Origin of the sequence: Thermogemmatispora sp., assembly GCF_019683635.1 — a bacterium.
In the GTDB taxonomy this organism is placed as follows: Bacteria; Chloroflexota; Ktedonobacteria; order Ktedonobacterales; family Ktedonobacteraceae; genus Thermogemmatispora.
Genome location: NZ_JADGIA010000024.1, coordinates 12,178 through 37,153 on the forward strand (window position 1 = coordinate 12,178; position 24,976 = coordinate 37,153).

The following is a 24,976-nucleotide window of genomic DNA, read 5'->3' on the forward strand; positions in this document are numbered from 1 at the left end:
AGGCTCTCTTTCGCCCCCCACACCACCGGCCTAGGCTGAGTGTATCACAGCCCAGCGATCAGAGGCAAGCGCTCCACCAGCCTCCTCAACCTGGCATCGGCTCCCACCCGCGAACCCACAACAACCTTCTCCACACCTTTCCCTCAAGATTGGTCTCGACTGCGCCAGGGAGCCGAAGACCCAGATTCTGCCACCTCTTCTTGCAACACGGGCTTCTCGTGCGCGCTGACCCGGGTCAGCAGGCCACGCTCCCGCAGGCGGAGGTAGAGGAGCAGCCAGAGGCTCAGCCAGACTCCGCCGAGGAGATAGCCGCCAAGGACATCGCTGGCCCAATGGTCTCCGAGATAGATACGCGATGGTCCCACCATAACAATGAAAAAGCCTGAGAGGAGCAGCAGAAGGATACGCCACCAGCTCCGGCCTTGGAAGAGAATGAGGCCATAGGAGAACAGCAGACCCCAGTAGGCCACATAGGCCATGACATGCCCACTGGGAAAGCTTGCTCCGCTGGCCGCTTGCAAAACCTCAACCAGCGTGGGCGAGGGACGCGGACGCGCGACCAGCAGCTTGATTGTACGATTGAGTAGCTCGCTGCTCAAACAGTTACCAAGCAGAATCAAAGCTTCCAGGCGCAGGCGTCCAAGCCAGAGCAGAATGGCCGTGACTAACACCAGCCCCGCCGCCAGCAATGGCACACTGCCGATGAAGCTGATTGCCAGCATCAGCGTGCGTAGCCAGGGACTCTGCTCCTCCTGGAATTCGCGCGTAATGGCCACGTCGATGGTCAGTACCGGGTGGGCGTGAACCCACCAGGCCAGCAGCGCGAACAGGCCGAGCAGCAGCGTGTAGAGAGCCAACAAGAGTTGGCCTCGATGTAATGTCCGATACCAGGGAAGTCGCTCTCTCTGAATCTCTCGCTGCATTTCTTGTAAAGGAGTTTCTTCCTCGCTGCCGCTGATCGCCTGAGGCGCTTCTCCCTGTCGCCTGGTCTGAGAAGGGCGCTCCGCCATCCTGACCTGCTTCCTCCTCTTGAGCGAGTGGAGGTGCTCGCAACGCAGACGAGTCGCCTCCTTGTTGTATTATATCTGATGGAGAACCGCCGCCAGTGAACAGGAAGGCACTACCCTGGCTTGAAGAGGGGAAGGAGAGCAAGCACGATGGCAACGTTCGAGGTACGTTCTGCGCGTCCGGAGGATCGTGAGACGGTTCTCGCTTTTTGCGCTCATACCTGGGAGTGGGGGGACTACATCGCCGAGGCCTGGGATGCCTGGCTAGAGGACCAGCAAGGGAGGCTACTGGTGGCCGCCAGCGACGGGCGAGCCGTAGGTCTACTCCATTTGCGCATGCTCAATGAGTACGAAGCCTGGCTGGAAGGTCTACGCGTTGACCCGGCCTATCGCCGCCAGGGAGTCGCGACCGCTTTGCACCAGGCTGCGCTGGCTGAGGCTCTGCGCCTGGGAGCAAGGACAGTGCGCCTGCTTACCGAGGCCAGCAACAGTGCCGCCATCGCTCTGGCCAGGAAAAGTCGTATGCATGAGGTCGGTAGCTTTTTCCCCTTTCAGGCCCCACCTTTGCCAGAACTGCCACAGCGCCTGGCTTCTCTCCCCCGACCAGAGCCGGCACGCGTCGAGGACCTGGAAGAGATTATTGACTATCTCAATGTCTCGAATATCTTCCCTTTGACTGGTGGCCTCTACTATTCGGGTTTTATCGCCTATAGTATTAGCGACCGCTTGCTGAAGGCGAAGATCAACGCCGGCGAGATCTATCTCTTGCGCCGCTGGGAGCGCCTTGATGGATTGATGATGATTGAGCAGCGCGAAGGACGCCACGGCCAATATCTGTTCATTGGCTATATCGACGGTACGACTGCTGACACCATCGGCCAGCTCGCCTATGTCCTGCGTCATCTGACGGCGCAGCGTAATCTGGAGGCGGTGCGCGCCCATGTTCCTGACCTGCTGATGGTGCGCGATACCTTCGCTGGAGCCGAATATGAAGTCGCCGACAGCCCCTATGTCACCTATGAGCGCATGCTGACCTGAGTCGTTTACACCGCCGCCACCTTTATCTCAGTGCCACTCAGGCCAAGCGCTGTTTCCTCTGGTTCTGGCCAGGTTCTTACCTATCAGCTCGGCTGCAGCAGAAGCCAGAAGCCAACCATCCTGCCCGGCAGCAAAGCCAGGACAGCGACGCACGCAGAGGAGCCAAGAAGAGAATCAGCAACAGAAAGCGGGACGGAGGGCGCAGCTCAGCTACCGCGGACCCAGCAGGCCGTCCCGCCTCGCTGTCGAGGAGTACTTTCCTTCTTACTCTTTCAATCCGGCGTGGAGAGGCTACTGATGCTGCAGTGGCTTCATGACCGCGCGAGGATTCTTCAGCGCCCGATAGCGCACCAGCCAGCAGCCATAGTGCATACCACCGCCAACCGCAGGCAACGCCAGCCACTGGCCGTCTTGTAACTGGTCATGATAGATCAGCTCGGCCATAGCCGCCGCAATGCTTGCATTCGAGAGATTACCATAATAGCGGAAATTATCGACCAGCTTCTCCATTGTCGAAGCCGGCCAGCCATAATCGTGAATCAGGAGCTCGCCGAGGCGGCGCGTAATACGCGAGTTGGCCTGATGGGGGATAATGTAGGCCACCTCGTCATAAGGGAGGCCAGCATGGCGTACGCAGGCATCAACCGCTTCCGCCATCGCGCGCGGGGCTTCGCGGAAGACCTCCTTGCCGTTCATTTTGGTATAGCCCACCAGATTCTGTGAGAGCAGCTGCGCCAGCTCTTTGCCTTTCCCCTCGCGATAAAGCTGAAGAATCTTCATGTCGACCTCGGCCATCTCGATGGAATCCTTGCGCAGCGGCGTTTGATAAAACAGAGCCGCGGCCTGGCCAGCATCATAACCACTGATGGCGTAGGTCTCATCTCCCTCCTCGCCGCGCTCCAGCAAGAAGGCTGCTGCGCCCTCACCGAAAAGCGAGCTGGTCTTCCAATCCAGAATGTGCATAATATTAGGCAGCAGGCCCTCCGCCGTCACCAACAACACCAGGCGCGCCGTGCTACAAGAAAGCGCCTCGGCACAGACCTGAAAAGCCTCGGTCTGGGAGGCGCAGGCGCCGCGCAGCATTGTGGCGCGAATGGGCTTGAGGCCGAGGCGATGCTGGACCTGCCCGGCGATAGTAGGGAAAGCATCGTTATCAGAGGAGGAGGCGCCAATAATCATATCGATCTCGGAAGCCGAGCGACCGGCGCTTTCGAGGGCCCGCTGCGCTGCCACGACGGCCATATCGACCAGCGATTCATCGCGCGGGGCATCAGGGCTGTCGATCAGGCCGGGTGCCTCATCACCGGCCATCCGGCGGCACAGCTCTAGTGTGCTCGCGCGCACATGGCGGGTAATGAGACCTGTCACCCGCTCCAGATCCTCGGCCTTGCGCGGGTCGCCCAGGCGAGTCGAAATATAGGCAAAAAAATCATTGGTGATGATTCCAGCGGGTGCATAGGTGCCCAGGCCAATCAGGCGCACTCTGGCGCGGGTGTAGATCTCAGGCACAATGTAGGTATACTGCGGCCATGATCCATCTGTAGGGAAGGATGTCATTGCTTGATGAACTCCCTCAATGAGGTTCCATGATCAGGCATAAGACCGATTATTCCAAGTATACCACATTGCCGCCGTTCCCGTCCTTAGCGCTGATCTTCCAGTCACCGCTCTGAGTCAGAGAGGCAGCGGCAGCGCAGCTTGACGGCGCCGCCCGGTTCCGCCCTCGCTTGACCTGGGTGATAGGATAGGAAAGGCAGCTATCGCGCTAGCAGAGGAGAGAGACGCATGACTGCTATTTCGCCCGGGCAGGAAGCTCCGACCCGGACCGCCCAGAAGCTTCGCCAGGTTCATACGATCACCGACCGCTTTGGCATGCTCAACACCTACCTGATCGACGATGGCGGTCTGGTGGTCGTCGATCCTCGCTCCTCCTTAAATGGGCAGTTGATCCTGTACTACACCGAGCGCTTTTTGAAGCGCTCGCCCGCCGATATCGATCTGATCGTGCTGACCAGCCTGGAGACAAACCAAAGCGGGGGTATCGAGACGCTGCGTCAGCGCTGCGCGGCGCCAGTAGCCGCGCTCTCCAAGGTGAGAAGCCGTGCTTCCTCTTCGGGCGAGGAAGGCCGCGGGAACGAAGGCGGTAATCTGAGCATTTCTATGCCTTTCCGCACTGGTGAGCTATTCTCGCTTGACGTCTTGTTCGCTCTCACCGCCCCTCATCTGCGCCAGGTAAGTATCTGGCTGCAAGATGTAGGCGGTCTGCCACGTCACGAGGACTGGCGCGTGATCGCCACGAGCGGCGCGACACGGGGCTCTTTTTGCCTCTATAATCCCTTCTCCTGGGAGTTGATCGGCGGGGCCGCAATCAGCACGACCGAGGGAGGAGTGCCTATCCTCCACGCCGGCGGCGATCAGCGAGGTCAGCAGGAGACGCTGCGCCTGCTGCGTGATCTCCAGATTTACTATCTCTACCCGGGTCAGGGCAAGCCTCTGCTCGCTCGCAACGCCGCCGCCCAGCTCCGCCTGGACTGGTAGGGCGGAGCTGAAGCAAGCAAGACTCAATGTTCTGGAGGCCAGAACGGCTGTGCGTGCGGCTGCATCTGCGACTGCGGCTGCAGCGGGTGCTGTAGCTGCGGCTGGGCCGCAGTAAAGAGCGGTTCACTGGGGGTGGAGGCAGGAGGAGAGGCGGACGCTCCCGGGAACGTACCCGCTGCTGGCGAGGTGACCAGGGGCCTGTACTGAAGAAGCACGGCCCCTAACTGCACCAGATCACCACTTTCCAGCAAGCATGGACTGCTCAGCGGCTCCCCATTCACCAGCGTCGCACCATCCGTCAGGTCCTGGAGATAGAGGCCCTCAGAGCGCACCAGCAAGAGGGCATGGCGTGGGGCCAAGGAAGGATCTGGGAGACAGACCTCGCAGCCCGGATCAGCGCCGATCACCAGAGCCGGCCCGTTACACACGAAGCTGCGTCCCACCAGGGTCCCATTGCAGATGAGCAAGAGATGGGTCACCGTGCGCATCGCTGGCAGAGCCTCCGAGGGTGCAGTGATTGTCTGGGACGCCTCTGAGAAAGAGGGCAGCGGTGTCTGCCGGAGCGAGGCTTGCGGCTCGTCGACTGCGGGTCTGGCCCCAAATGATGGCTCCCAGGCCGTGGTGAGCGTTGGGGGCGTCACAGGTGGCGCTGTCACTGGCGATGCTGCCTCGCTCTTCCGCAGGCGCACGGGGCGCAGCGGATGAGGATGGCGCAGCAAAGGATCATCGTCAGTTGAGACCGCCGTGCGCGTCGGCGTGGCCAGCTCAAAGAGGAAGCGCAGGGAACCGATCTCTAGCATATCGCCCGAGTGCACGGGGGCAGAACCAGAGACGCGCTGTCCATTGAGAAAGACGCCGTTCAGACTGTGGCAGTCAGTCACATACACCTGGCCATTGTCCCAGATCAGTTCGGCGTGATAGCGCGAGGCCAGATCATCGTCGAGCCAGATATCGTTTTCTTCGCCGCGCCCCAGGCGCACAAAGGTGCGAGTCAGAGCCAGCCGTTGACCCTGCAAGCGACCATTGCGATGCTCCAGCCACCCCCAGGGTGTGTCGGCATTGAAGACAAAAGGGGCGGTCACGCCAGGCGGATGCGGCGCGTAGGGAGCCGGGGATGCAGCTAGCTGGGGAGCACTCAGGTTGCGCGTCAGGGCGCGGGTCCCCTGGAGACCAACGGAAAGAGGCGTCGCGAAGAGGCCGTAGCCCAGGGCTGTGGACAGCGGCAGCCCCCAGCCACACAGGGCCACATAGGCCAGCATGGCCGCCACCTCCGCGGGCGGGAGCACTGGTTGCAGGGGAACGAAACGCAGATAAAACCAGATCAGGGCGGGAGCAATCAACAGCGCAGATAACCCCTCCACCAGCAGCGCCCCAGCGAGCTGGCGTCTTGTTCCGCGGCGGCCCAGCAGCTTATAGACGACCTCTCCGGCCATCGTCAGCAAACAACAGAGGAGGCCACCGTAGCAACCGAAGCTAAACCATTCAGGGAAAGCAACGCTACTCGTAGCACTCCCTCCTTACATACGCCCCATCGCTCTAGAGCATCGGCTCAACGCCGGCATGGCGAGCCTCAGAAATCAGAATTCTGTCGAGGACAGCACCCTGCTTCTCTTCCTTAGCATAGAGCGCATCGCTGGCAATATTTACAGCATCGCCTGTCATAGCAGCACTCAGCTGACTTGCATCCCAATAACCAAAACCCTGTTCATCAGGGGAGAGCGCCACCCCGAGTAAAGTGCGATCGGGCAGCACCACAATGACAGCGTGCAGGCCAATACTTTCCACCGCCGAAGCCAGCAAGAGAGTTACCTCGATATCCGAGCCACTACCCTGCTGGAGAACCTCGGAAGGAAGGCGAATCGCCTGGATTGCTGAGGCTGTGCTCTCCGGTCCAGCATAGGGGACACCCTGGCGCTGGCAACGCAGGCCATAGTCGAGTCGTAGGGCATCGAAGATAGCATCGACCTGATCAAGCACCTGACGCAGAATCGTTCCCGAGTAGCCCGTCATCGCCAGCGGAGCCGGCGGCGGCTGCTGAGGAAGGTAGGCCATCGCGCGCGTCACCAGCTCCTCGACCGCGGGAGCAGTCGGCGTTATCCAGGCCGCGATGCGCAACCGATTGGCCGCCGACCAGGCCATCAGGCGCCGCGAATGGAGCCGTAAAGGGATGGCATTGCTGTAATAGCGCGTACCACGCACATCGGCCACGGTCACCTGCAGCTGGGTCTGACGATCACTGGTCAGCTTTTGCAAGGCCCCATTCAGCAGTGGTGGCACAAAGCCCGCGCTCTGCATCCGCTCCACCGCGCTCACCGTGCGTGTCTCCGTCTGCGAAAAACCGGCGATGGCTACGCTGATGCGCAGTGGCTGCGGGCCAGCCACGCTACTAAAGAGCACCTCCACGACAGCGCTCTCTGTGTGCAGGTAAGAGGGATAAAAGGCGGAAAACACGTCCTGGGGAGCATTCACACAAACGCGCACCGGGAGCTGGCCACCACAGTGTTGGCGATCTGCCAGACTCGCCTGCTGATAATGGGCATAGCTCTGCAAGCCGCCCCAGACATAGCCCAGCCCCAGGCCCGCCAGCCCGCTGACAGCCAGCAACAGCACGATGATCTTTCTGGCCATTGCCTCTTTTCTCGCCCCTTGCCTGCTTTGCACCAGGAGAATGTGGTGAGAGATGAAGGCATTATATCAAAGCGTGTCAGAGCTGACAAAGGCATAGGACTTGTTGGGGACCTCCTTGCAGGCGGGGCCAGGGCGAGCGTGGCTCTCATCCCCCAGGCTGGCCGCAGAGGCTCTCACCACGAGGAGAGCACGGAGCGGAACTGGAAGGCCCGAATGAGCTGGAGCACGCCGAAGACAATGGCGTAGAGACCAATCAGCCAGACCAGGGCCAGCAGTCCAGCCGCTGGACTCAAGGCCAGGGCAATCCCCAAGAGAATGGAGGCCACGCCAGCCAGCATCAGCGTCCATTCTAAGCCGAACGCGCGTCGGAAGCTCAGAGCCGCCGCCACCTCGATCACGCCCGTGAAGATGGCCCAGATGGCTATCAGGGCTAGCAAGACTAGGGCTGTAATGCCCGGCCAGAAGAAGGCTAGCAGGCCCACCACAATGCCAGCCAGCCCTTCAATCAGGAGAATCCACCAGTGGCCGACATTGTTACGCTCCTGCAGCGCCACCGCTACGGCGACAAGGCCATCAACAAGAGCGTAGGCGCCGAAGAGGTAAATCAATACCAGAAGTGTAAGATGAGGCCAGAGCAGGGCAGCAATACCGAAGAGAATGGCCGCTACTCCGCGTATGGCCAGTATCCACCACGAGTGCTGCGAGATCTGATAACCGTTCATCATACCTATCACGCTCCTTTTCCTGTGCCACACCGGTCACTCTGCTTTCTCTCCTCATGGGAGAGACGTTGCAGATTTTTTCTTTCTCATTAGATGATAACCACAGCAGAGCCTCTCTTGCATCCATTTATTCATAGGGAACACGCAAAAGAGGGTCTGTCGGAGACAACAGCCTGGCTCAACAGGCGCGGCTTGAGCAGGCTGTTGTTTCTACTCTCGGTCCGACTGGCCGCCATAGATATGGCGAGCGCGTGAGCGATCAGCCACGAGCACAAAGGGACTGCGCGACCCTGACCAGCATGCTCATTTGCTCAGGGGAAGCGGATAAAGGCCGGCGGAATGGCATCGGCCAGCCACACCTGGTCGTTCCCGCGATAGAAACGGATACCATGCTCGCTGGCTTCACGCGCGCGCACCTCCAGCACCACAGGCTGAGATGTTCGGCGTCCACCCACCTGTTTGGCGGTGGCGCTATCCACGGAGAGATGCACATACTGCCGGCGCATCGGCTTGAGTCCCTCACGTTTGATGGCGGGGAGCGCCGCCGGCGAGGTTCCGTGATAGAGGATCTCTGGCGGGATGGCTTCTTGTTTGGGCAGGCGACGCGCCAGTGAATGCCCGTAGAGGGCCCGTATCTTCCCGTCGCGCAGCTCGTAGCGCTGTTTCTCCGCACTGGCTATCATGATCTCTAGATCTTCCTCTCGCACATCGCGCCAGCTCGCCCGATGCTGGCGCAAGGCTCGCAACAGCTCAGCAACGGGGACCCAGCCCTCTTCATCTAGCTGGAGTCCATACAGCTCCGGCTGATGGCGCAGGGCATGGGCGACCGTCCGGCTCAGACTGCGATAATCGATAGACCTCTCCCCTCTCTGCTTCATGAACTCATCATAGCTCCTTTCTGCTCTCTCTGTACTCTCAAGGATTACCTAAAAGTCAAAGCGTCTTTCTCAAAAGCGTCTTTCTCAGATGAAGATAAGCTTATGAGCCAGGTCAACGTCTCTCTTCGCCTTTCTACCCTTTACCTGGCCTGAGATTTTTCTCACCTCCTGCCAGCCGCGAGTCTTTTGATGTATACTTCTCTATGTACAAGAATCAGAGCGGGCCTGAACAGGTCCTTCCTCACATCAGGGAGCCTTGGTCAACCGCGTTACGCCTGCTTTTCAGGATGAAAGCAGCATGAGCCACAGACAGAACAGAAAGGAATCGCAGTATGTCTGGCAAGAGACTCCGCTCTCTGCTCCTCCCGGGAGCGCTTTCTCGTGGGCTAATCCTCTTCCTCGTTTTGTGCAGCCTGGCCCTGGTGACAGCGTTGCGCGGACCGCACGATGAGCCGGCCCGCGCCGCTTCGCCCGTGACCTTGAGCGTCTCCGGTATGACGGCGACGATCAGCAATGGTATCTTTACAATCAAGTTCAACAGTTCTGGCACAGGCTACTCGCTGGTCTGGCAGGGCAAGGAGCTGATTGGGCCGGCTAAGGGCTTCTACAGCTCGATCAATGGGGGTACAGGCTTCAGTCCGACTCAGCTCACTGTCGTGACCAATACCTCTAGCATGGTCGATATCGCCTACATCAGCAGCTGGGGTGAGCTGCACTACGTGGTCCAGAGTGGCGTTAGTGGCCTCTACTCCTACTTTCTGGCCACTGGCATCGGGACCGTCGGTGAGTTTCGCACGCTCTACCGCGTCGACGGCTCGATCTTTCGCACAGGCTACAATGGCGTCGAGAGCGCTATCGCTTTCCCCACGCTCAGCCAGATTCAGTCGGCCACCGAGCTGCAGGACTCAACCTACCAGCTCAGCGATGGCACTATCTACACGAAATACGATGCGGCTACCTACTTGATGAGTCAAGATTTGCTCCACGGCGTCTACGGCAACGGCTACGGTGTCTGGCTGATCTCGCCCAGCCATGAGTACAACAATGGAGGACCGTTGAAGCAAGATTTGACGGTTCACGTCGATAGCAGTACTGGCGATGCTGTTGTCTTGAATATGCTCATCAGCGCGCATTTCGGCACGCCGGAGGTGACGATCCCCAACGGTAAGTTCTTCGGTCCCTGGTTTGTCTACTTTAACAATGGGAGTATCAGCGACGCCCAGGCCCAGGCCGCGCTCCAGCAGCAGCAGTGGCCCTATAGCTGGCTCTCCAATCCGGCTTATCCACTTACGCGGGCCACAGTGACGGGCACGCTGCGTCTGGCCGATGGGCGTCCCGCCGCCGGCGCTCAGATTACGCTGGCCCAACCAGGTGGCGATGTCTATGCTCAGGGCGCCGGCTACATCTTTACGACGGTGGCCGATAGCGCCGGCAACTTCACCCTTCGCCAGGTGCGCCCTGGCAGCTATAGCCTCTATGCCTGGGCCAATGGCGGCAGTATCGGGGATATCACCGATCAGTACGAGCTGGATAATGTGAACGTGACCGGCACGAGCACCAACCTGGGAACCCTGACCTGGAGCCCGGTGCGCTATAGTACCCTCCTCTGGCAAATCGGCACCGCGGACCGCAAGGCGGCGGAGTTCCGTCTGGGCAACCTGCCGCGCCAGTACGGTCTTTGGAACCAGGTCCCGGCGAATCTGACCTACACCATCGGCTCCAGCACGCCAGCAAACAACTGGTATTATGCTCAGACGGCGGTCGGGACCTGGAATGTTAATTTCTCTCTGAGCCAAAGCTATAGCGGCAACGCTCATCTGACGGTGGCGCTGGCCGGTATGACGCGCACCGCCGCCGTGACGATCAGTGTGAACGGGACAGCCATCGGTAGCTATCCCGCTTACACCAATGATGCGGCGATTTACCGCAGCGCTAACCAGAGTGGCTACTACCATTTGATGGTCTTTAGCTTCCCGGCCTCGCTGCTGAAGGTCGGCAGTAATACGGTGGCCTTCGCGATGACCTCGGTGAGCAGCGGCGGCGGCGTTATGTACGATACGCTCAAGCTGGAGGTGGGACCCCAGGTGACCGGTGGCGGCACGACGGCTACTCCTACGCCTGCGCCCACTCCAACACCGACAGCGCAGCCTACGGCGACGCCCACCCCTACGCCGACAGCAACAACGACGGGCAACGCCTGCCGCGTGAGCTATAGCGTCACCAGCCAGTGGCCCGGTGGCTTCACGGCCAGCATCACCTTGACAAACAGTGGGACAACTACAATCAACGGCTGGACGCTGACCTTTGCCTTCAGCGCCGGCCAAACGGTCACTCAGGGCTGGAATGCTACCTTCAGCCAGCAGGGGAGCCAGGTGAGCGCCAGCAGTCTGAGCTATAATGCGGTCCTGGCCCCAGGTACGGCGACAACGCTGGGCTTCAATGGAAGCTGGACAACCAGTAACCCTGCGCCAGGTTCGTTCACCTTGAACGGCCAGAGCTGCACGCTCACCTGAAGCTATAGAATCTTTTCCCCTCCTCCTTTGGACAAGGCGCCTGCGGTCAGTCTCTGACCACGGGCGCCTCTCTTGATCCCCCCTTCTCCTCACTCTCGATCAGCCAGACAGCGCTCCGCTGGACCTTTTTTGGCTGTCGCTCCCCCGCTTCCCCGGCCCGAAGGCTCGCGGTGCTAGCCTTTTCGTTTATCAATGCAATGCTTAACCAGTCTTCTCCGTTACTGCGGGTAAAATGATCACAGACCGGCTCTGATGAGCCGAGGTTTTGTCTATGCTCAGATATCAAGAGGCACAGCAGCTACAGACACTCATTCAACAGGAAGCTCCAAAGGTGGAGGTGCGCATCTTGTCCGAGGTAGGGCAACCTGACTACTACTGTCTGGCCATCTACCTGTATGGTCAGCCACGCTTCGTAGTCCGCTCGCTGGATCAATGGAACCAGCGCAAAAAGATGCTGAAATCCTGACAGAGAGGGTCAGGTCTTGTCTGGCAAGCAAGCGTCTTGAGCGAGAAAAGGGCGCGGATAGGGCTGGCCTGTCGCCACGGCCATGTGAGGACACATCAGGATGCTCGTCCTGGGCCAGGGCAGGCCAGTACTCAACAGGAGCAAGAGCCTTTTCTTCTTTCTCGGCGCAGGGAGGCGGCTCACCAGTCGAGAGGCTTCCAGGCAGGCAGACAGGCAGGCAGGCAGGCCGAGAGAGCAGCCAGGCAGCAGCACGGCCAGTTAAAGGCTAGCATGCGCTATAATTTCAGCATAGCAGCAAATTCTACCAATGGAGGTACGCAGGCATGAGCGCTGATCCCGCGCCTGCAGCGACGAAGGCTTATCGCAGCCGTGTGGGGCTGGTGGCTGATTCGCCGCAATTCCCCGGAGCCTGGAACGAAATCGTCGAGAAGGTCAAGATTGCCGATGAGCTGGGCTTCGACTCTGTCTGGCTGGGCGAGTCCTGGGGCTACGAACTCTTTACCTCGCTAGCCGATCTGGCTCGTGTGACCAGGCGCATCAAGCTTGGCGCCGGCATAGCCAATATCTACTCACGTACCCCGGCCCTGATCGCCAGCACCGTTGCCACTTTAGATGAGCGTTCTGGGGGGCGCATGATCCTCGGCCTCGGCCCCTCGGGCGCCAATGTCATTGAGCACTGGCACGGCGTACCTTTCGAAAAGCCCCTGCAGCGCACGCGCGAGTATGTCGAGATCATCAGGACGATTCTGCGTCACGAAAAGCTGATCTATCACGGCCAGTTCTTCAAGCTGGAGCGCGGTTTTAAGCTGCGTTTCACGCCGCTGCGCGCGGATGTACCGATCTACATTGCCGCTATGGGGCCCAAGAATGTCATTCAAACTGGGGAGATCGCCGATGGAGTGCTGCCGGTCTACTGGCCGGGCCATAAGTGGCAGGAGCTGCGTCAGCAGTTGGATGAGGGCGCGCAGCGAGCCGGACGCCCCCCTCATAGTGCGTTGATTGCTCCGTATATCACCAGCGTGATTCTGCCCGAGAATGCGGATGAGCAAATGCGCCAGGCAGCTCGCAATCAGGCTGCTGCCCCCCTGGCCTACTATATCGGGAAGATGGGGGTCTATTACGCCGAGATGCTCACTCGCCACGGCTATGGGACCCAGGTCCAGGCTGTCATCGAGGGCTGGAAGCAAGGCATGAAGAGCGCCATCGAGGCCGTCGATCCAGAAATGCTGGACGCCGTGAGCATTGTGGGAACGCCGCGCGAAATCGTGGCCAAGCTGGATCTATGGGCCGAGCGCGGCGTGGATCAGCCGCTGCTCAACATACCAGGCGGCTCAGTGGACGAGGCCGGCCAGCTTCTGAGCTCCTTGATGGAGGCCCTGCGCTCCTGAGCTTGACCTGACCTGACCTGGCTGGGGGTCTGCTTGCCGCTCTGCCGGGCCAGGGTAGACAGCCCAGGCCAAGGACGAGCCGCCCGCGCTCTTCTGCTGCAACGTCCCTGGCCTGGACACAGTCCTGCTCTCCATCCATCCGCTCCCGCCGCCCGGCCCGCTCTGGGAGGAGGTCAGCGCCTGGCCAGGCTCAGATTGTCGCGACTCTGGCGGCGTGCAAAGGCCTCGGCATGTTCCAGCCGACGTTTGATCGAGGGATGGTCGTGAAAGAGGATCTCGACGAGCGGGGCCGGTTCAGCCTCGGCGAGGTTCTGGTTAGCCAGGCGTGTCATCATGCTCTGAAAGGCCTCGCTCTTGCCCGTCGTCAGCAGGGCATACTCGTCGGCCTGGTATTCGAGATAGCGGCTGATGGCGTTACCCAGAGGCATGAAGATCAGGCCGACGGCAGCACTGACCAGCGCAATCAGGGGCAGGGTCGCTGGATCAGCCAGGCCGTGATAGCCGAGCTGCGGCGTGGCCAGCCAGTGCAGCGTGACATTGATCAGATAGAGAGCGACCAGGGTCAAAAGCGACTGGCTGGCGATGAGCTTCCAGATGTCCCCGTGGACATGGTGACCCAACTCATGAGCCAGTACGACTTCGATCTCATCGGGCGTGTACTGATCGAGCAGCGTATCGCCGATGACGATGCGGCGGGTGTTCCCCAGCCCCATCAGGGCCGCATTGGCTGCGGTGGTCTTGCTGCTCATGTGCATAGTGAAGACACCGCGTACGCGCGTGTGGGCACGCTCGGCCAGGGCCAGCAGGCGTGCTTTCAGCTCGCCATCAGGTAGGGGTGTGAAGCGATAGAAGAGCGGCAGAACCAGGACGGGGGCCAGATTGGCCAGCACCACCGAGAAGAGGAGCATCACCAGCGCTACCCAGAGCCACCAGGCCAGCGGCTGCGTGGCCAGTAGCAGATAGATGAGTTCCAGGGCCGCCAGCTCCAAAACGATGCTCAATAACAAGCCCTTGAGCAGGTCGCCTAACCAGGCCCCCAGCGTCTGTACGGAGAGGCCGTAGCGCCGCGGCAGGATGTAGCCGCGATAGACGGTTAGAGGAGCGCTGATCAGCTCGTATAGCAGCAGCAAGATCAGGAAGTAGCCAGCCACCTGCAGCGGGTACCAGCCTGCCAGTGGTTGCCAGGCCAGCGGCTGCAAGAGGTCGCGCAGCCAGAGGTCGAGTCGGAAGAGAAAGAGAGCCACCAGGCCAACAGCGGCGATGGCCAACCCCACAAGCCAGAGGCGCCGCCGGATGCGCGCATACTCACGCGCCTGCTGCTGGCGCTGGGGATCAAGCTGGACAGCCGCAGCTGGCTTCTCTTCTCTCTGCTGCTCTGGTTGTATAAACTGCTCTCGTTCCATAAAACGCTACCTTCCTCCACATGATGGTCAGCGGCAGTGCTCGCCCGGGCTAGCACGTTTCAGCCTGTTTCGCTTTATCTTAACCCACAGACTCCTGCCAGGACAAGTCGGTCCTGCCTGCTCTTGCTGCTGAAGCCTGAGCTGAGGGGATCGGCCTGGGCCAGGCGTTTCACTAAGAACGGGTCACTGCGGTTCATAGGTCGTTCCTCTCACCTTCCCACCAGCGCACTCCCAGCCCAGAGGTTTGCCAGGCGAATCACAGCATTCTGGGAGTCTCGCACATCACCAGTTTGCTCCAGAGCGAATTTATCTGCACGCATCTCCCAATGGTAGATGTCGTATTTACATGAATGGTGCTCAGCTGGCTCACCTCTCTTCTCTTTCTGCTGGGGATGGCAATGACTCGCCTCCCTGGCGACCTTGCTGGATGAGGAACAGATCGGCTCTCTTGAGGCGCTCCAGCAAGGGATTGAAACGGGCGCCACCGGCCAACTGACCATTAATATTGCTTAACCGGACAAGGGCATTTTTAAAGGCCAGGACATTCCCCGTCAGTTGAAGCGCCTGCCTGTCATAGGCGTACGTACCCATGATCCGCAGCAGGTTGTAAGCCAGAAGACAGAGTAAACCCACACAAAGCGCCAGGAAGAGACCCGGGAGAGAGAACAACAGGAGAAGCTCAACGCCCAGCGGACCAGGAGCGATAAGCCAGCCCGCCAGGCCAACGATGGCCAGTAACGGTAGCCAAAGCAGGGAAAAGAGTAGGGGACGGCGCAGGGCCAGGCCACGCGTAGTATAAGGTGCTACTGTTATAGCCAGGATGGCCTCGACCTCCTCGGGAGGGAAGGCTAGCAGCAACGTCTCCGAAAGATAGATGGCCAGACGCCCGGCCCAGCCCGCGGCCAGGAGGATAGCCGCAGGCAGCAGCACTGATGAGCCTAGGAGGTAGAAACGCGCCTGTAACTGACGGCGCGCTAGCTGATCAGCGCAGCGCTGAACGACCTCATCTGACGGCAGCTGTCGAACAGGCCAACCGTTCCAGGGGAAAGATCGCTTGCCCCAGGCAGCCTGTCCCAGATTGAAGCAGGCAAAAACCAGCCAGAGCAGCAGCCACCACCAGAATGGCAGCAGTGCCTTGAGCAGCGAGGCCAGGATGACCCCCACCAGATAGACGCCCGTCCAGGCAAGGACAGCCTGCCCCCAGCCGCGCCAGAAGAGGTCTCGCCGCTGACCGAGGATTCCCTCAATGATCATTGTTTGGTAAAGAGAGGGCATAATCAGAAGGAGGACTAACACGACCAGCAGGAGCCAGACCCCTAGCAGCACGGTCACCGAAAACAGCGGCTGCCAGCCAGGAAGAGGCTGCCAGGCAAAAGGCCCGCTATGCTCTAGCTCCACGAGCCAGTTGGGCAGATCGAAGGGCAGAGAAATCCCTAAAACATCCTTGCTATTGAGCATGAGTAGCACGAAAACCGACAGTGCCACTATCAGCAGTCGCCACAGGCGCAGGCGTACGCTAGCCTGCCGTAGCTCTATCTTGAGCTGGACCTGGCGCTCCAGGTCCAGGAGCACCAGCTCAGGCTCAATGCTCTGCCCGACGAGCTGGCCAGTCGTGGTCGCTGGCTGCAACGTGGCCGAGACCTGGGCACGAGCCAGACTGAGGGCTGCCTCCGGTGCCGGCAAGGCGCTCATCAACGGACTGAGGCGGCAGGCCAGGACACCAAGGAGCAGATGCCCCGGCTCAATTCGCGTGTGCTGGAGGGAATCAGCCTCCGCCACAGCGGCGCTCAGGATCTGTCGCGCTAGAGGAGTAAGCCCTTCGCGAATCTGGTCAACCTCCCAGATGCCCGCCTCCGCTTGCTGGCTCCGGCTCAGCGTTTGCACCAGAAGGGCGCGATCCACTCCCAGCCGCTGGAGCAGGCTTCCGATCACTCCTCCCGGCTCGTCGAGCAAGCTCAAGAGCAGATCCCGGCCATCAAGCCATACTCTTCCAGCTCTTAATGCATGATAGGTCGCAGCAGCCAGCGTCGCCTTGGCACGATAGCTATAGCGCCCAAACGCGGGAATCCGTCGTACTCCCCAGTCATTGCCTCTTTCTGACTTCTGCTGCATGATCCTCTTCTCTGTAAAAATTTATAGATGCCCATCTATTATAGACGGAATTTCGCCCCTGGCAAGAGGCTTGGATGGCGGACGACGAGGAGAGACGCAAATCTTAGGCTCAGAAGAAAGAGATCTCCTGTCATCAAAAGAGCAGATCAATGGCCCTTTAGGAGAAGTTCCTGGACAAGAAGAGGGATGTTTTGCGGCAGGAGAGGGCAGTCAGAGAGTGAGGAGAGCAGTATTGTGGCGGGAGAAGAGCGGCAGAGGGGTAGGGGACGCGCTGCAAGAGAGCATCGGTGTCCAGCGTGCACGGCTCTCCCCGGTACGCCTGCCAGTCAGACAGACCAGACCGGGGAGAAGCAGCCATGAATGCTCTTAGAGCTTGTGAAAAGTGCAGTTGACCTTACCGAAGTGAAGCGAGTCGCCATCGTTGAGAGGAGTAGCCTTATCCGGCTCCAGACGGCGCCCATTGACGCGGGTCGCATTTGTGCTGTTCAGGTCCGTCAGAGTAAAGGTGCTGCCGATATGCTCCAAAAGCGCATGAACGCGCGAGACCGTATCTGCATGTTCCATCGGACCCAGATCGATATCAGGCTTCAAGCCGCCCAGATCGTGATCATAGCGTCCCACAACCAGGCGCTCACCTGTCAAGACAACCTCGTGGCCATCGCTAAAGATCAGCCGTCCCCACGGGGCATTGGGATCAGGGCGTGGCTCACTGGCCGGACGCGCCTTAATTGGCTGGGGAGGGCCTGGCGGCGGCGGCGACACAGGGGCAGCCGGGACCGCTGGTACCGTCGGCTGCGGCTGATAGCCAGGGGTCTGACCGGCGGGCACAGGAGAGTCCGCAATCGTCGGCTCGGCGCTAGAGCTGGCGCCAGCCCTCGTACTCCCTCCCTGCGTACCAGGCCCGGGGATAAAGGTCACCGTTGGCTTCGGAATCACCGGAGGCTGAGCCGGTACCTGGGAAGCATAGGGCTGGATGGGGGGCTTAGCCGAGGGCGCAGGAGCTGGCGCTGCCGGTGGCTTCCTCGGTACTGGGGGCGGAGCTGGCTGAACAGGCGGCTGGACGCTCCGCGCTCCTGGAGCCTGGGACTGGAAGGTTGAAGCTCCACACTTCGGACAGAAGGCCGCATTAGGCTTCAGCTCCGTTTTACAATTGGGACAGAGCTGTTTGAGCGCTCGCCCGCAGCCCGAGCAGAAGGTATCGCCCGGCTCATAGGGCGTATTGCACTGGGGACAGCGCAGACCGGCGCTGGGCCTGATCACGGGCGCCGCCGGGCCCGCCTGGGCTGGCGTGGGCGGGACGTAGGGCGGCACATAGGACGGCGAACCCGGCGGCGGCGTCGGCACCGCTCCATAGGGACCCGCCGACATCGCTGGTCCACCCCATTGCTGCTGAACCTGCGGCAGAAGAGAGGGCGGGATCGGACCGATCTGCACCTCGGGACGCTGCTGACGCACCAGGCCATCAACAATATTGAGCACCTCATTGGCCAGGCTCGCCTGACGCACTGCCCCAACACCGGCAGTAATAGCCAGTGGTAGCAGCACAGGGATCACCATCGCCCCCACGGCGCCTATCGTCCCAACCGCCGCTTTATCCATCCAGCGCTGCTGGCCAATCATCGCCAGCACTCCCCCCGAGACACGTTGCAGCGTCACCGAGAGGGCGGCCTGCATCCCGAGCACAGCCTCGAAGTCGCCTCCCTTCTTCAACTGCACCAGGGCCTGATCGGGATTACTAAATTGCTGCGTCTGATACCCCTTAGCGCGATAGACATTTTCTAGATCGGTAGCCAGACGTGGTATATCGATTTCTTGCGATGTATAAAATCGGGCATCCATTGGTCTCTCCTCTTCTGCGGTAGCGAGGCGCTTCTTACTTGCCCTGTCGGCTCAGCAGTAACCGCTGCCCTTCTCGCTCCCCACCGACAGAGAGTAGCAGCATAGGGCGCAGGCCCAACCAGAGCAAGGGAGGGCCGCGCCGTACCCCACCGGCTATAGCAACGGCGCGGCCTCATCTAACTCACCAGCAGGTACACCGGGTTCGATTTGGCAGAAGGTACGCCCGCACTATCAGCTTCGCAGAGCCTCCTTCTGCCTACTGAGCAGGCTCTGCGGACGGAGGTGGCGACTGCGGCCCAGACGGCGCGGGGGGAGGCTGTGGCGGCTGCCAGCCAGGGAAGCCAAACCCAGGCGCAGGTGGCCAGCTCTCCACTCCCGGCTGCTGCTGCCGAATCAGACCGTCGACAATCCAGAGCACTTCATTGCTCAGCGTCGCCTGGCGCACAGCTCCAATGCCTGCTGTAAAGAGCAAGGGCCACAGCGGCGGAATGGCCACGCCAGCCACTCCCACCACCGCCTTCTCGGCCCACTGCTGCTGACCTGTGGTCACCGAGATCCCCCCAGCCGTGTGTTGGATCACCACGGCCAGCGCCGCCTGTAAGCCGAGGAGCCGCTCAAAGTCGCCTCCCTTTCTCAACTGTACCACTTTGTGATCGCTGCTGCCAAATTGCTGCGTCTGATAGCCCTTCGCCTGCAAGATACTCTCCAGATCATGGGCCAGACGCTCTAGATCGATATCTTTAGTGTTGTAGAAACGGGTACTCATATGCTCTCCTGTTCTGCTTTGTCTCAGCCTAGCTGCTTCCCTGGATGAGGTCCCTGCCACGGAATCGGCCAGCTCTCGCTGGCACACCCTTCCACCAAGCGGAAGATTTGCTTGCTTCGTAAAGATATACGACTCGAAGAAAGAGAGGTTAAAAATTTGGCCACGATCTGGGCTGGGTTCTGAGTCCCAGAGAGCGCGCCCCCTGCATTCTCGCTGTCTCTTCTGTCTGACGCTGTGAACAATGCTATAATAGTAAAATGCGATGGCTCCCCACGGCGGCCCCCGCCGCCATCATTGCCAGCACATCGCCCTACTTGCTTGCTTGCTCTGGCAGTGAGGCCAGAGCCATACCATCAGGTTAGCTGAAGAAGAGAAGAGAAGAGGCCCTATGGTTGAAGGACTATCCCACTCGGCTTATGAAGAAGAGGAAGGGGAAGAGGAGATTCCCCCTAGTTCACTCGCTTCGCGCAATACCCTTCGTTACATTATTCTGGGATTGCTCGGGACGCGGCCCATGACAGGCTACGACATCAAGCAGGCTTTCGATCGAGCCATCGCCAGCTACTGGAACGCGGGCAGCAGCCAGATTTATACAACGCTCAAAAGCCTCAGACACGAAGGTTTGGTCGAGGTTGAGGTCATTGAGCAGAAGAGCCGTCCGAACCGCAAACTCTACCGCCTGACGCCGCGGGGGCAGGCCGAGCTAGACCGCTGGCTTAGCGAGCCGATCCCCGAGCGCTTCACCAAGGATGAATTCCTGACCAAGCTCTTTTTCTGCGGTGAGACCTCAGATGCCACGGCTCTTCAGCATCTTCTCCAACATCGTGAAAGCCTGCTCAGACAACTGCAGCATATGGAATGGGCGCGTCAACAATATGCCAACCGACCTACGCGCCGCCCTCGCCTGCTAGAGTATCAGATGCTCGTGCGCGAGTACAAAGAGGCGGTTTTGCGCGCTGGCCTGGAGGTCACCGAGCGCGCTATTGCACGCCTGAAGCAACGTCTGTCAGATAACAGCTAGTCCAATCACTATCTCCAAACAGCTACCTCTTACGCAAGAGCCTGTCCCCCAATAAGGCTACTTTCCTCTTCCCCCTGGTAGCCAGCAATGAACCTGTGTTATTCTTGGAGAGGAATCTCGCATCCTGCACATTTCGGGTCCTCCTAACGCATGAACAGGATTGAGCCAGGCGAGAGGTGCCGCGAGAGATATACGTCCTGGTCACATTCTCTCTCATAGAGCTTTCCCAGTCTCTATGCCATGTGAACCACGATAAGCATCCTGTGTCAGTTGAATACCTGCGTGTGAGGCACACGCATACAAGACAGGACAAAGGAGCAGAGGAAGCCAGGGCAAGCTGCCACAAGACCAGAACCAGCCACGCGCACCCTGTTTGATCCCAGCAAAGGTCTTTTGAGCAGTCTGAGCCTTCCCTCACTATCAGGTTTGCAAGGCACAAAGGAGAACCAATGAGACAATTAACAGTCACCCCCGAGTCAGCAGAAGAAGCAGAACAGGAGCTTCCCTCGGAAAGCTACGTGTCCAAAGCTATGCCACCCGTTCTAGGGACCTTTGATCTCACAGCGGTCTGCGTTTTGGGCATGTTATATCTGACGAACTCCACCACCGCCGCTAGCAGCGGTGCGGCGGCCTTGCTTCTCTGGCTACTCGGAGGCGCCTTTTACTTCCTGCCGTCTGTGATCGTCTCTGCTCAACTCGGCGTGCTATTTCCGCACGATGGCAGCCTTTACAACTGGACCCATCACGCCCTCGGTCGCTATTGGAGCTTTCTCATCGGCTTCTGCTGGTGGTTACCTGGTCCTCTGCTCATCGTGACTTCCGCCGCTACGATGATCAGCTATCTCCAGGGGCTGAACCACAGCTGGCTGACTGAGCCCTGGCAACAAGGGCTAGCGATTCTGGGGCTGATCCTTCTGTCGGGCTTCCTCGCCAGTCGCCGTTTGCGTACCGCGCAACACATGGTCAATGTCGGCTTCTGTGCCAGCTTGCTCAGCATCATCCTTATCAGCGGCGCCGGGGCCATCTGGTTGTTAAGCGGTCACCAACCAGCGACCAGCTTCCGCACCTTTTCCGACTGGATACCCACGCTAGAGCGTCTGAGCCTCTTCGGCCTGATCTGCGGAGCCTACGGAGGGGCCGCCATGCCTCTGAATATGGGCGGAGAAATCTACGAGCGTGAGGCCATTCCGGGCTATCTACGCTGGAGCACCCTGGTTGTGCTCTTTGGCTACCTGGCCAGCACGCTGACCCTCTTGCTTGTTCAGGGAACAGCGACGACCTCCAACCCGTTCGCCCTGATCTCAGTGGTCGACAGCGTTCTGGGAAAGGTAGCCGGCAACATTACCGTGGTGGCACTGCTCTTTGCCTACTTAATGGCCGCCACAGCTTACAATTACTCGTTCGCTCGCCTGCTCTTCGTGGGAAGCATCGATCAGCGTCTGCCCGGGCGCCTCGGGCAGCTCAGCCGCGAGCGTGTGCCAACCAGCGCCATCGCTCTCCAGACGACGATCGCTGCGCTGCTGGCCTTGCTGATCTTTCTGGCCATCCCCTATATTCTCTTCTTTGCGGACGCCCGCAATTTCTCGCTGATCTTCTATAACGTCAGCATCGCTTCTGTGGGGACAGTCTGGCAGACGATTCTGGTTTTCATCTACATCGATCTTGCGCTCCTCTTACTGAAGCGGCGGGAGCAGGTGGAGTCCAGGTTAATCATGCCACGCTGGCTGCTCTGGTCAGCCATTGTGATCGGCCCACTGGCATCGCTCATCTCGGTCGTCTCCTCGCTGCTGGTCTCCTGGATTCCCCAGCAGCTCGACAACGCCCACTGGCAATACAGTGTCATCGCCCTGACAAGCATCATGCTCGTTGCCGCCCTCATAGGCAGCCTCTACGCGAGCAGTCAGATAAGCTGGCAGCGCATGAGGATGACCGGGCCGTAGGTCGGGCAGCCCTGTTCTGCCCTTCACAGGCGCCCGATCGCCTGCCTGGCCATTTTGCCGGCCTGGGCGGTCAGGCGCCGATTTTCTCCACCGTTCTGCTTCGCTGCGCTTCGCCGGCCATGTGGAGCGAGAGACAAGGCACACCACTCGCAGACAAGACAAGGGTCGTTGCGCTCAATGGAAAGGAGAGGCCAGACCTGCGGAACGCGGCACGGCTTATCGAGGCAGAACAGGCTCCCGGCGCTTATTCGGAGCGCTCGCCGGGGCGCAGAAAGCGCGGAGGCCGCTTCTCCAGAAAGGCCCGCATTCCTTCCTGAGCATCGGGTAGCTGTGAGCTTGCCGCCATCACCTCCAGCGCGTAGGCATAAGCCTGGGGCTGCGGCAGATCAATCTGCGCATAGAAAGCCTGCTTGCCCAGGCCCTTAGAGATAAAGCTGCCGCGTGTCGCCGCCTCTAGCAAGCGCTGGGCCTCCTCCACCAGGCACTCGGGCGGCACCACCCGATTCACCAGCCCCCACTCATAGGCCGTCTGGGCATCGATCGGCTCGCCGGTCAGCAACATCTCCAGAGCGCGCTTGCGTCCAATATTGCGACTGACCGCCACCATAGGCGTTGTGCAGAACCAGCCTCCCTTTCCGCCCGGGGTAGCAAACTTTGCCTCGGTCGAGGCCACAGCCAAATCACAGGTGGCCACAAGCTGGCAGCCTGCGGCGGTCGCAATGGCATGCACCCGAGCCAGCACGGGCTGAGGAATGGCCTGAATAGTATTCATCAAGTGAGTACAGACCTGCAAGAGGCGACGCATCGCTACCAGGTCCTGGCCCACCATATCAGCGAAGTCATGGCCGGCGCTGAAGGCCGGACCATTGGCGGCCAGGATCACCCCCAGCACGGGGCTTTCTCCCACCTCATTAAAGGCCGCTGTCAGCTCCTCCATCATCTTGAGCGAGAGAGCATTGCGCCGCTGAGGATGATTCAGCGTGATGGTGGCATAGTCGCCCTCATAACGTACCTCGACCAGTTCATACTGCATGATACAGACTCCTTTCATCTCGTCGCACTGGCTCCCATCGACAGAAGCGACAATTGTCAACGACAATGCAGTCCTCATCTTCGCGGCGCCTGAGCGAGCAAGCAAAGGATCAGCAGAAAGCACAGTGCAGAGCCGCTCGCCCGTACGACTCAGGCCGGCAACTGGCCTGCCAGCGCCTGCACATAACGCTCAGCCGAGCGCATGACCGCCGCGTGGGCATCGGAAAAGACCACGCGCTCAAACCAGGCCCCGTAGAGGCGCTCGAAGCGATAGGGGGCAATGGTAGCGCGGATACGCTCCACCTCGAAAGCAGGCAGCGGGATCAGATTGGGGTAGCTGTACATAAAGCTGACCCAGCGTCGGTCGGCCACCACCTGGATGATATCGCCACTAAGCAGCGCCCCCCGTCCCTCGGCACCATCAGGCCAGTAGAGGACCGTGCCCCCAGGAAAATGGCCTCCCAGGCGTATGAGCGTCAGCCCGCCGAACAGATCAAGCCGCTCCCCCGACCAGAAGACCAGACGCTCAGAGGGGCGCATCACCCAGCGTTGGTCGGCGGCATGCAGGTAGACAGAGACCGAGAAGCGCTCGGCCCACTCCACCATACTGCTATAGTAGTGCGGATGCGAGATAGCAATGGCCCGTAAACCACCAAGAGCCTGAACCCGCTCAACCGTCTCCTCATCAAGGAAGGAAATACAGTCCCAGAGAAGATTGCCTTCGGCGCTTTGCACCAGCAAGGCACGCTGACCGATGGCAAAAGCCGGCTCGCTGCCAATGCCGATCAGGCGTGGCTCATGCTCCTTAAAGACGTTGCGCAGGCCGCTGGCCCGCAGCTCAGCCAGGGTCGTCCAGCGCTGGCCCTCATAGCCCACGTATTGTCGCTGATCAAGACAGATGGGGCACTCACGGGGTGGCTCCTCACTGGGAGCAAACTGGGTGCCACAGGTGACACAGATCCAAAGCTCCATTGCTCTCGTGACTCCTCGAACCAGCCGGGCCGCTGGTCAACAGCATGGACCACCAACATCAACAACGTCCCTGGGGCCTGGGACAACCAGACAGGCACTGCTTCCCCACTGGCGCAGGGAGACAGCCCAAACCGCGAGGCGTGTGCCTGGTCACCTGGCTAGCAACATCATATCACCCGTGGAGCTGGACTTCCAATCAAGGGCTTGGGAAGGGGCTACGGGCGGCGACTGCAGGGAAGAGGGAGTTTTGCAGTGGGATTATGCTTCAGTGAGACGTAATGTTATTCCACTATAAAAATTAGCCAGGGCGATAACCAGCGATCAGCTGCAGGTACTGCAGGCAGAGGATCGCTGGCCCCGCCCTGATTACACGCTCGCGCGCCGGCGAGCGAGAACCTCGTAATCACATGTGCGTGATGTGAGCACCGCGCTGGCACTACCCCGGCCCTGGCAGAAACGAGAGGGCAGAGGCCGCCGGTCGTGCAGCGCCGGCAGGACACCAGGGCTTGCGCTACACGTTGGTCGAGTTCATGACCTTGTTGAGCGTAGTTCGCTTGATGCGATAGCAGTGGCGACGACCCTTATGGGGCAGCAACACAGCATCAAGGACACCGTGTTTTACCCAACGGCGCACGGTAGTCGCATCAACGCGCAAGACTCTGGCAACCTCGCTAATGGTCAGTAGTTCCTCCATGATCTGTCCTTTCTTTGTA

At 60.0% G+C, this 24,976-nt stretch carries 20 protein-coding genes; 7 read left to right on the top strand and 13 right to left on the bottom strand.

Annotation, left to right across the window (positions count from 1 at the left end):
* Window positions 1–143: 143 nt before the first annotated feature.
* Window positions 144–1,010: a phosphatase PAP2 family protein gene (locus tag IRZ31_RS04730; protein ID WP_297150269.1), complete on the bottom strand. Its 867-nt coding sequence runs from the start codon at window positions 1,008–1,010 to the stop codon at window positions 144–146.
* Between the two features lie 147 nt (window positions 1,011–1,157).
* On the opposite strand from IRZ31_RS04730, the gene IRZ31_RS04735 reads away from it, so the two are divergent.
* Window positions 1,158–2,045 (top strand): GNAT family N-acetyltransferase, encoded by an 888-nt coding sequence (locus IRZ31_RS04735; protein ID WP_297150272.1) that lies wholly within the window; start codon window positions 1,158–1,160, stop codon window positions 2,043–2,045.
* 291 nt (window positions 2,046–2,336) lie between these two features.
* On the opposite strand, the gene IRZ31_RS04740 is transcribed toward IRZ31_RS04735, so the two are convergent.
* A complete protein-coding gene (locus IRZ31_RS04740; protein ID WP_297150275.1) occupies window positions 2,337–3,602 on the bottom strand; it encodes a 3-oxoacyl-[acyl-carrier-protein] synthase III C-terminal domain-containing protein in 1,266 nt (421 codons plus the stop codon).
* Window positions 3,603–3,830: 228 nt separating this feature from the next.
* Here IRZ31_RS04740 and IRZ31_RS04745 point away from each other — a divergent pair, with 228 nt between their 5' ends.
* The gene (locus IRZ31_RS04745; protein WP_297150278.1) at window positions 3,831–4,583 is read left to right on the top strand and encodes an MBL fold metallo-hydrolase; all 753 of its coding nucleotides are present in this window, start codon (window positions 3,831–3,833) and stop codon (window positions 4,581–4,583) included.
* A 23-nt stretch (window positions 4,584–4,606) separates the two neighbouring features.
* Here IRZ31_RS04745 and IRZ31_RS04750 read toward each other — a convergent pair whose 3' ends face one another.
* From IRZ31_RS04750 to IRZ31_RS04765, 4 genes are all read right to left on the bottom strand, one after another.
* Window positions 4,607–6,016, bottom strand: coding sequence for an FHA domain-containing protein (locus IRZ31_RS04750; RefSeq protein WP_297150328.1), 1,410 nt, complete (start codon window positions 6,014–6,016; stop codon window positions 4,607–4,609).
* A 103-nt stretch (window positions 6,017–6,119) separates the two neighbouring features.
* Window positions 6,120–7,211, bottom strand: a complete 1,092-nt coding sequence (locus IRZ31_RS04755; protein ID WP_297150281.1) for a hypothetical protein — start codon at window positions 7,209–7,211, stop codon at window positions 6,120–6,122.
* A 173-nt stretch (window positions 7,212–7,384) separates the two neighbouring features.
* Window positions 7,385–7,936, bottom strand: a complete 552-nt coding sequence (locus tag IRZ31_RS04760; protein ID WP_297150286.1) for an HdeD family acid-resistance protein — start codon at window positions 7,934–7,936, stop codon at window positions 7,385–7,387.
* Between the two features lie 308 nt (window positions 7,937–8,244).
* Window positions 8,245–8,811: an RNA 2'-phosphotransferase gene (locus tag IRZ31_RS04765; RefSeq protein ID WP_297150290.1), complete on the bottom strand. Its 567-nt coding sequence runs from the start codon at window positions 8,809–8,811 to the stop codon at window positions 8,245–8,247.
* 332 nt (window positions 8,812–9,143) lie between these two features.
* Between IRZ31_RS04765 and IRZ31_RS04770 the strand changes: the two genes are divergently transcribed.
* From IRZ31_RS04770 to IRZ31_RS04780, 3 genes are all read left to right on the top strand, one after another.
* A complete protein-coding gene (locus tag IRZ31_RS04770; protein ID WP_297150293.1) occupies window positions 9,144–11,324 on the top strand; it encodes a polysaccharide lyase family protein in 2,181 nt (726 codons plus the stop codon).
* Between the two features lie 271 nt (window positions 11,325–11,595).
* On the top strand, window positions 11,596–11,790 hold the full coding sequence (locus IRZ31_RS04775; protein ID WP_297150296.1) for a hypothetical protein: 195 nt from the start codon (window positions 11,596–11,598) through the stop codon (window positions 11,788–11,790).
* Between the two features lie 323 nt (window positions 11,791–12,113).
* Window positions 12,114–13,178: an LLM class flavin-dependent oxidoreductase gene (locus IRZ31_RS04780; RefSeq protein WP_297150298.1), complete on the top strand. Its 1,065-nt coding sequence runs from the start codon at window positions 12,114–12,116 to the stop codon at window positions 13,176–13,178.
* Window positions 13,179–13,351: 173 nt separating this feature from the next.
* On the opposite strand, the gene IRZ31_RS04785 is transcribed toward IRZ31_RS04780, so the two are convergent.
* From IRZ31_RS04785 to IRZ31_RS04800, 4 genes are all read right to left on the bottom strand, one after another.
* Window positions 13,352–14,581 carry a M48 family metallopeptidase gene (locus IRZ31_RS04785; RefSeq protein ID WP_297150301.1) on the bottom strand — a complete coding sequence of 410 codons (1,230 nt, stop codon included), beginning with the start codon at window positions 14,579–14,581 and terminating at the stop codon, window positions 13,352–13,354.
* Between the two features lie 366 nt (window positions 14,582–14,947).
* On the bottom strand, window positions 14,948–16,693 hold the full coding sequence (locus tag IRZ31_RS04790; protein WP_297150305.1) for a Clp protease N-terminal domain-containing protein: 1,746 nt from the start codon (window positions 16,691–16,693) through the stop codon (window positions 14,948–14,950).
* A gap of 366 nt (window positions 16,694–17,059) precedes the next feature.
* The gene (locus IRZ31_RS04795; RefSeq protein WP_297150308.1) at window positions 17,060–18,532 is read right to left on the bottom strand and encodes an FHA domain-containing protein; all 1,473 of its coding nucleotides are present in this window, start codon (window positions 18,530–18,532) and stop codon (window positions 17,060–17,062) included.
* A 256-nt stretch (window positions 18,533–18,788) separates the two neighbouring features.
* Complete coding sequence (locus IRZ31_RS04800) at window positions 18,789–19,298, bottom strand: hypothetical protein (protein WP_297150311.1); 510 nt, start codon at window positions 19,296–19,298, stop codon at window positions 18,789–18,791.
* A gap of 388 nt (window positions 19,299–19,686) precedes the next feature.
* Here IRZ31_RS04800 and IRZ31_RS04805 point away from each other — a divergent pair, with 388 nt between their 5' ends.
* Together IRZ31_RS04805 and IRZ31_RS04810 are read left to right on the top strand one after the other, a co-directional pair.
* Entirely contained in the window at window positions 19,687–20,319 is a 633-nt protein-coding gene (locus IRZ31_RS04805; protein WP_297150314.1) for a PadR family transcriptional regulator, read from the top strand.
* Window positions 20,320–20,768: 449 nt separating this feature from the next.
* On the top strand, window positions 20,769–22,259 hold the full coding sequence (locus IRZ31_RS04810) for an APC family permease (protein ID WP_297150316.1): 1,491 nt from the start codon (window positions 20,769–20,771) through the stop codon (window positions 22,257–22,259).
* Between the two features lie 244 nt (window positions 22,260–22,503).
* Here the strand turns inward: IRZ31_RS04810 and IRZ31_RS04815 are convergent, their stop codons facing one another.
* The 3 genes from IRZ31_RS04815 to IRZ31_RS04825 form a co-directional block, all read right to left on the bottom strand.
* Complete coding sequence (locus IRZ31_RS04815) at window positions 22,504–23,292, bottom strand: enoyl-CoA hydratase-related protein (RefSeq protein ID WP_297150319.1); 789 nt, start codon at window positions 23,290–23,292, stop codon at window positions 22,504–22,506.
* Between the two features lie 149 nt (window positions 23,293–23,441).
* On the bottom strand, window positions 23,442–24,263 hold the full coding sequence (locus tag IRZ31_RS04820) for a hypothetical protein (protein WP_297150322.1): 822 nt from the start codon (window positions 24,261–24,263) through the stop codon (window positions 23,442–23,444).
* Between the two features lie 511 nt (window positions 24,264–24,774).
* On the bottom strand, window positions 24,775–24,976 hold a 202-nt coding region (locus IRZ31_RS04825; protein WP_297150325.1), incomplete at its 5' end, for a helix-turn-helix domain-containing protein.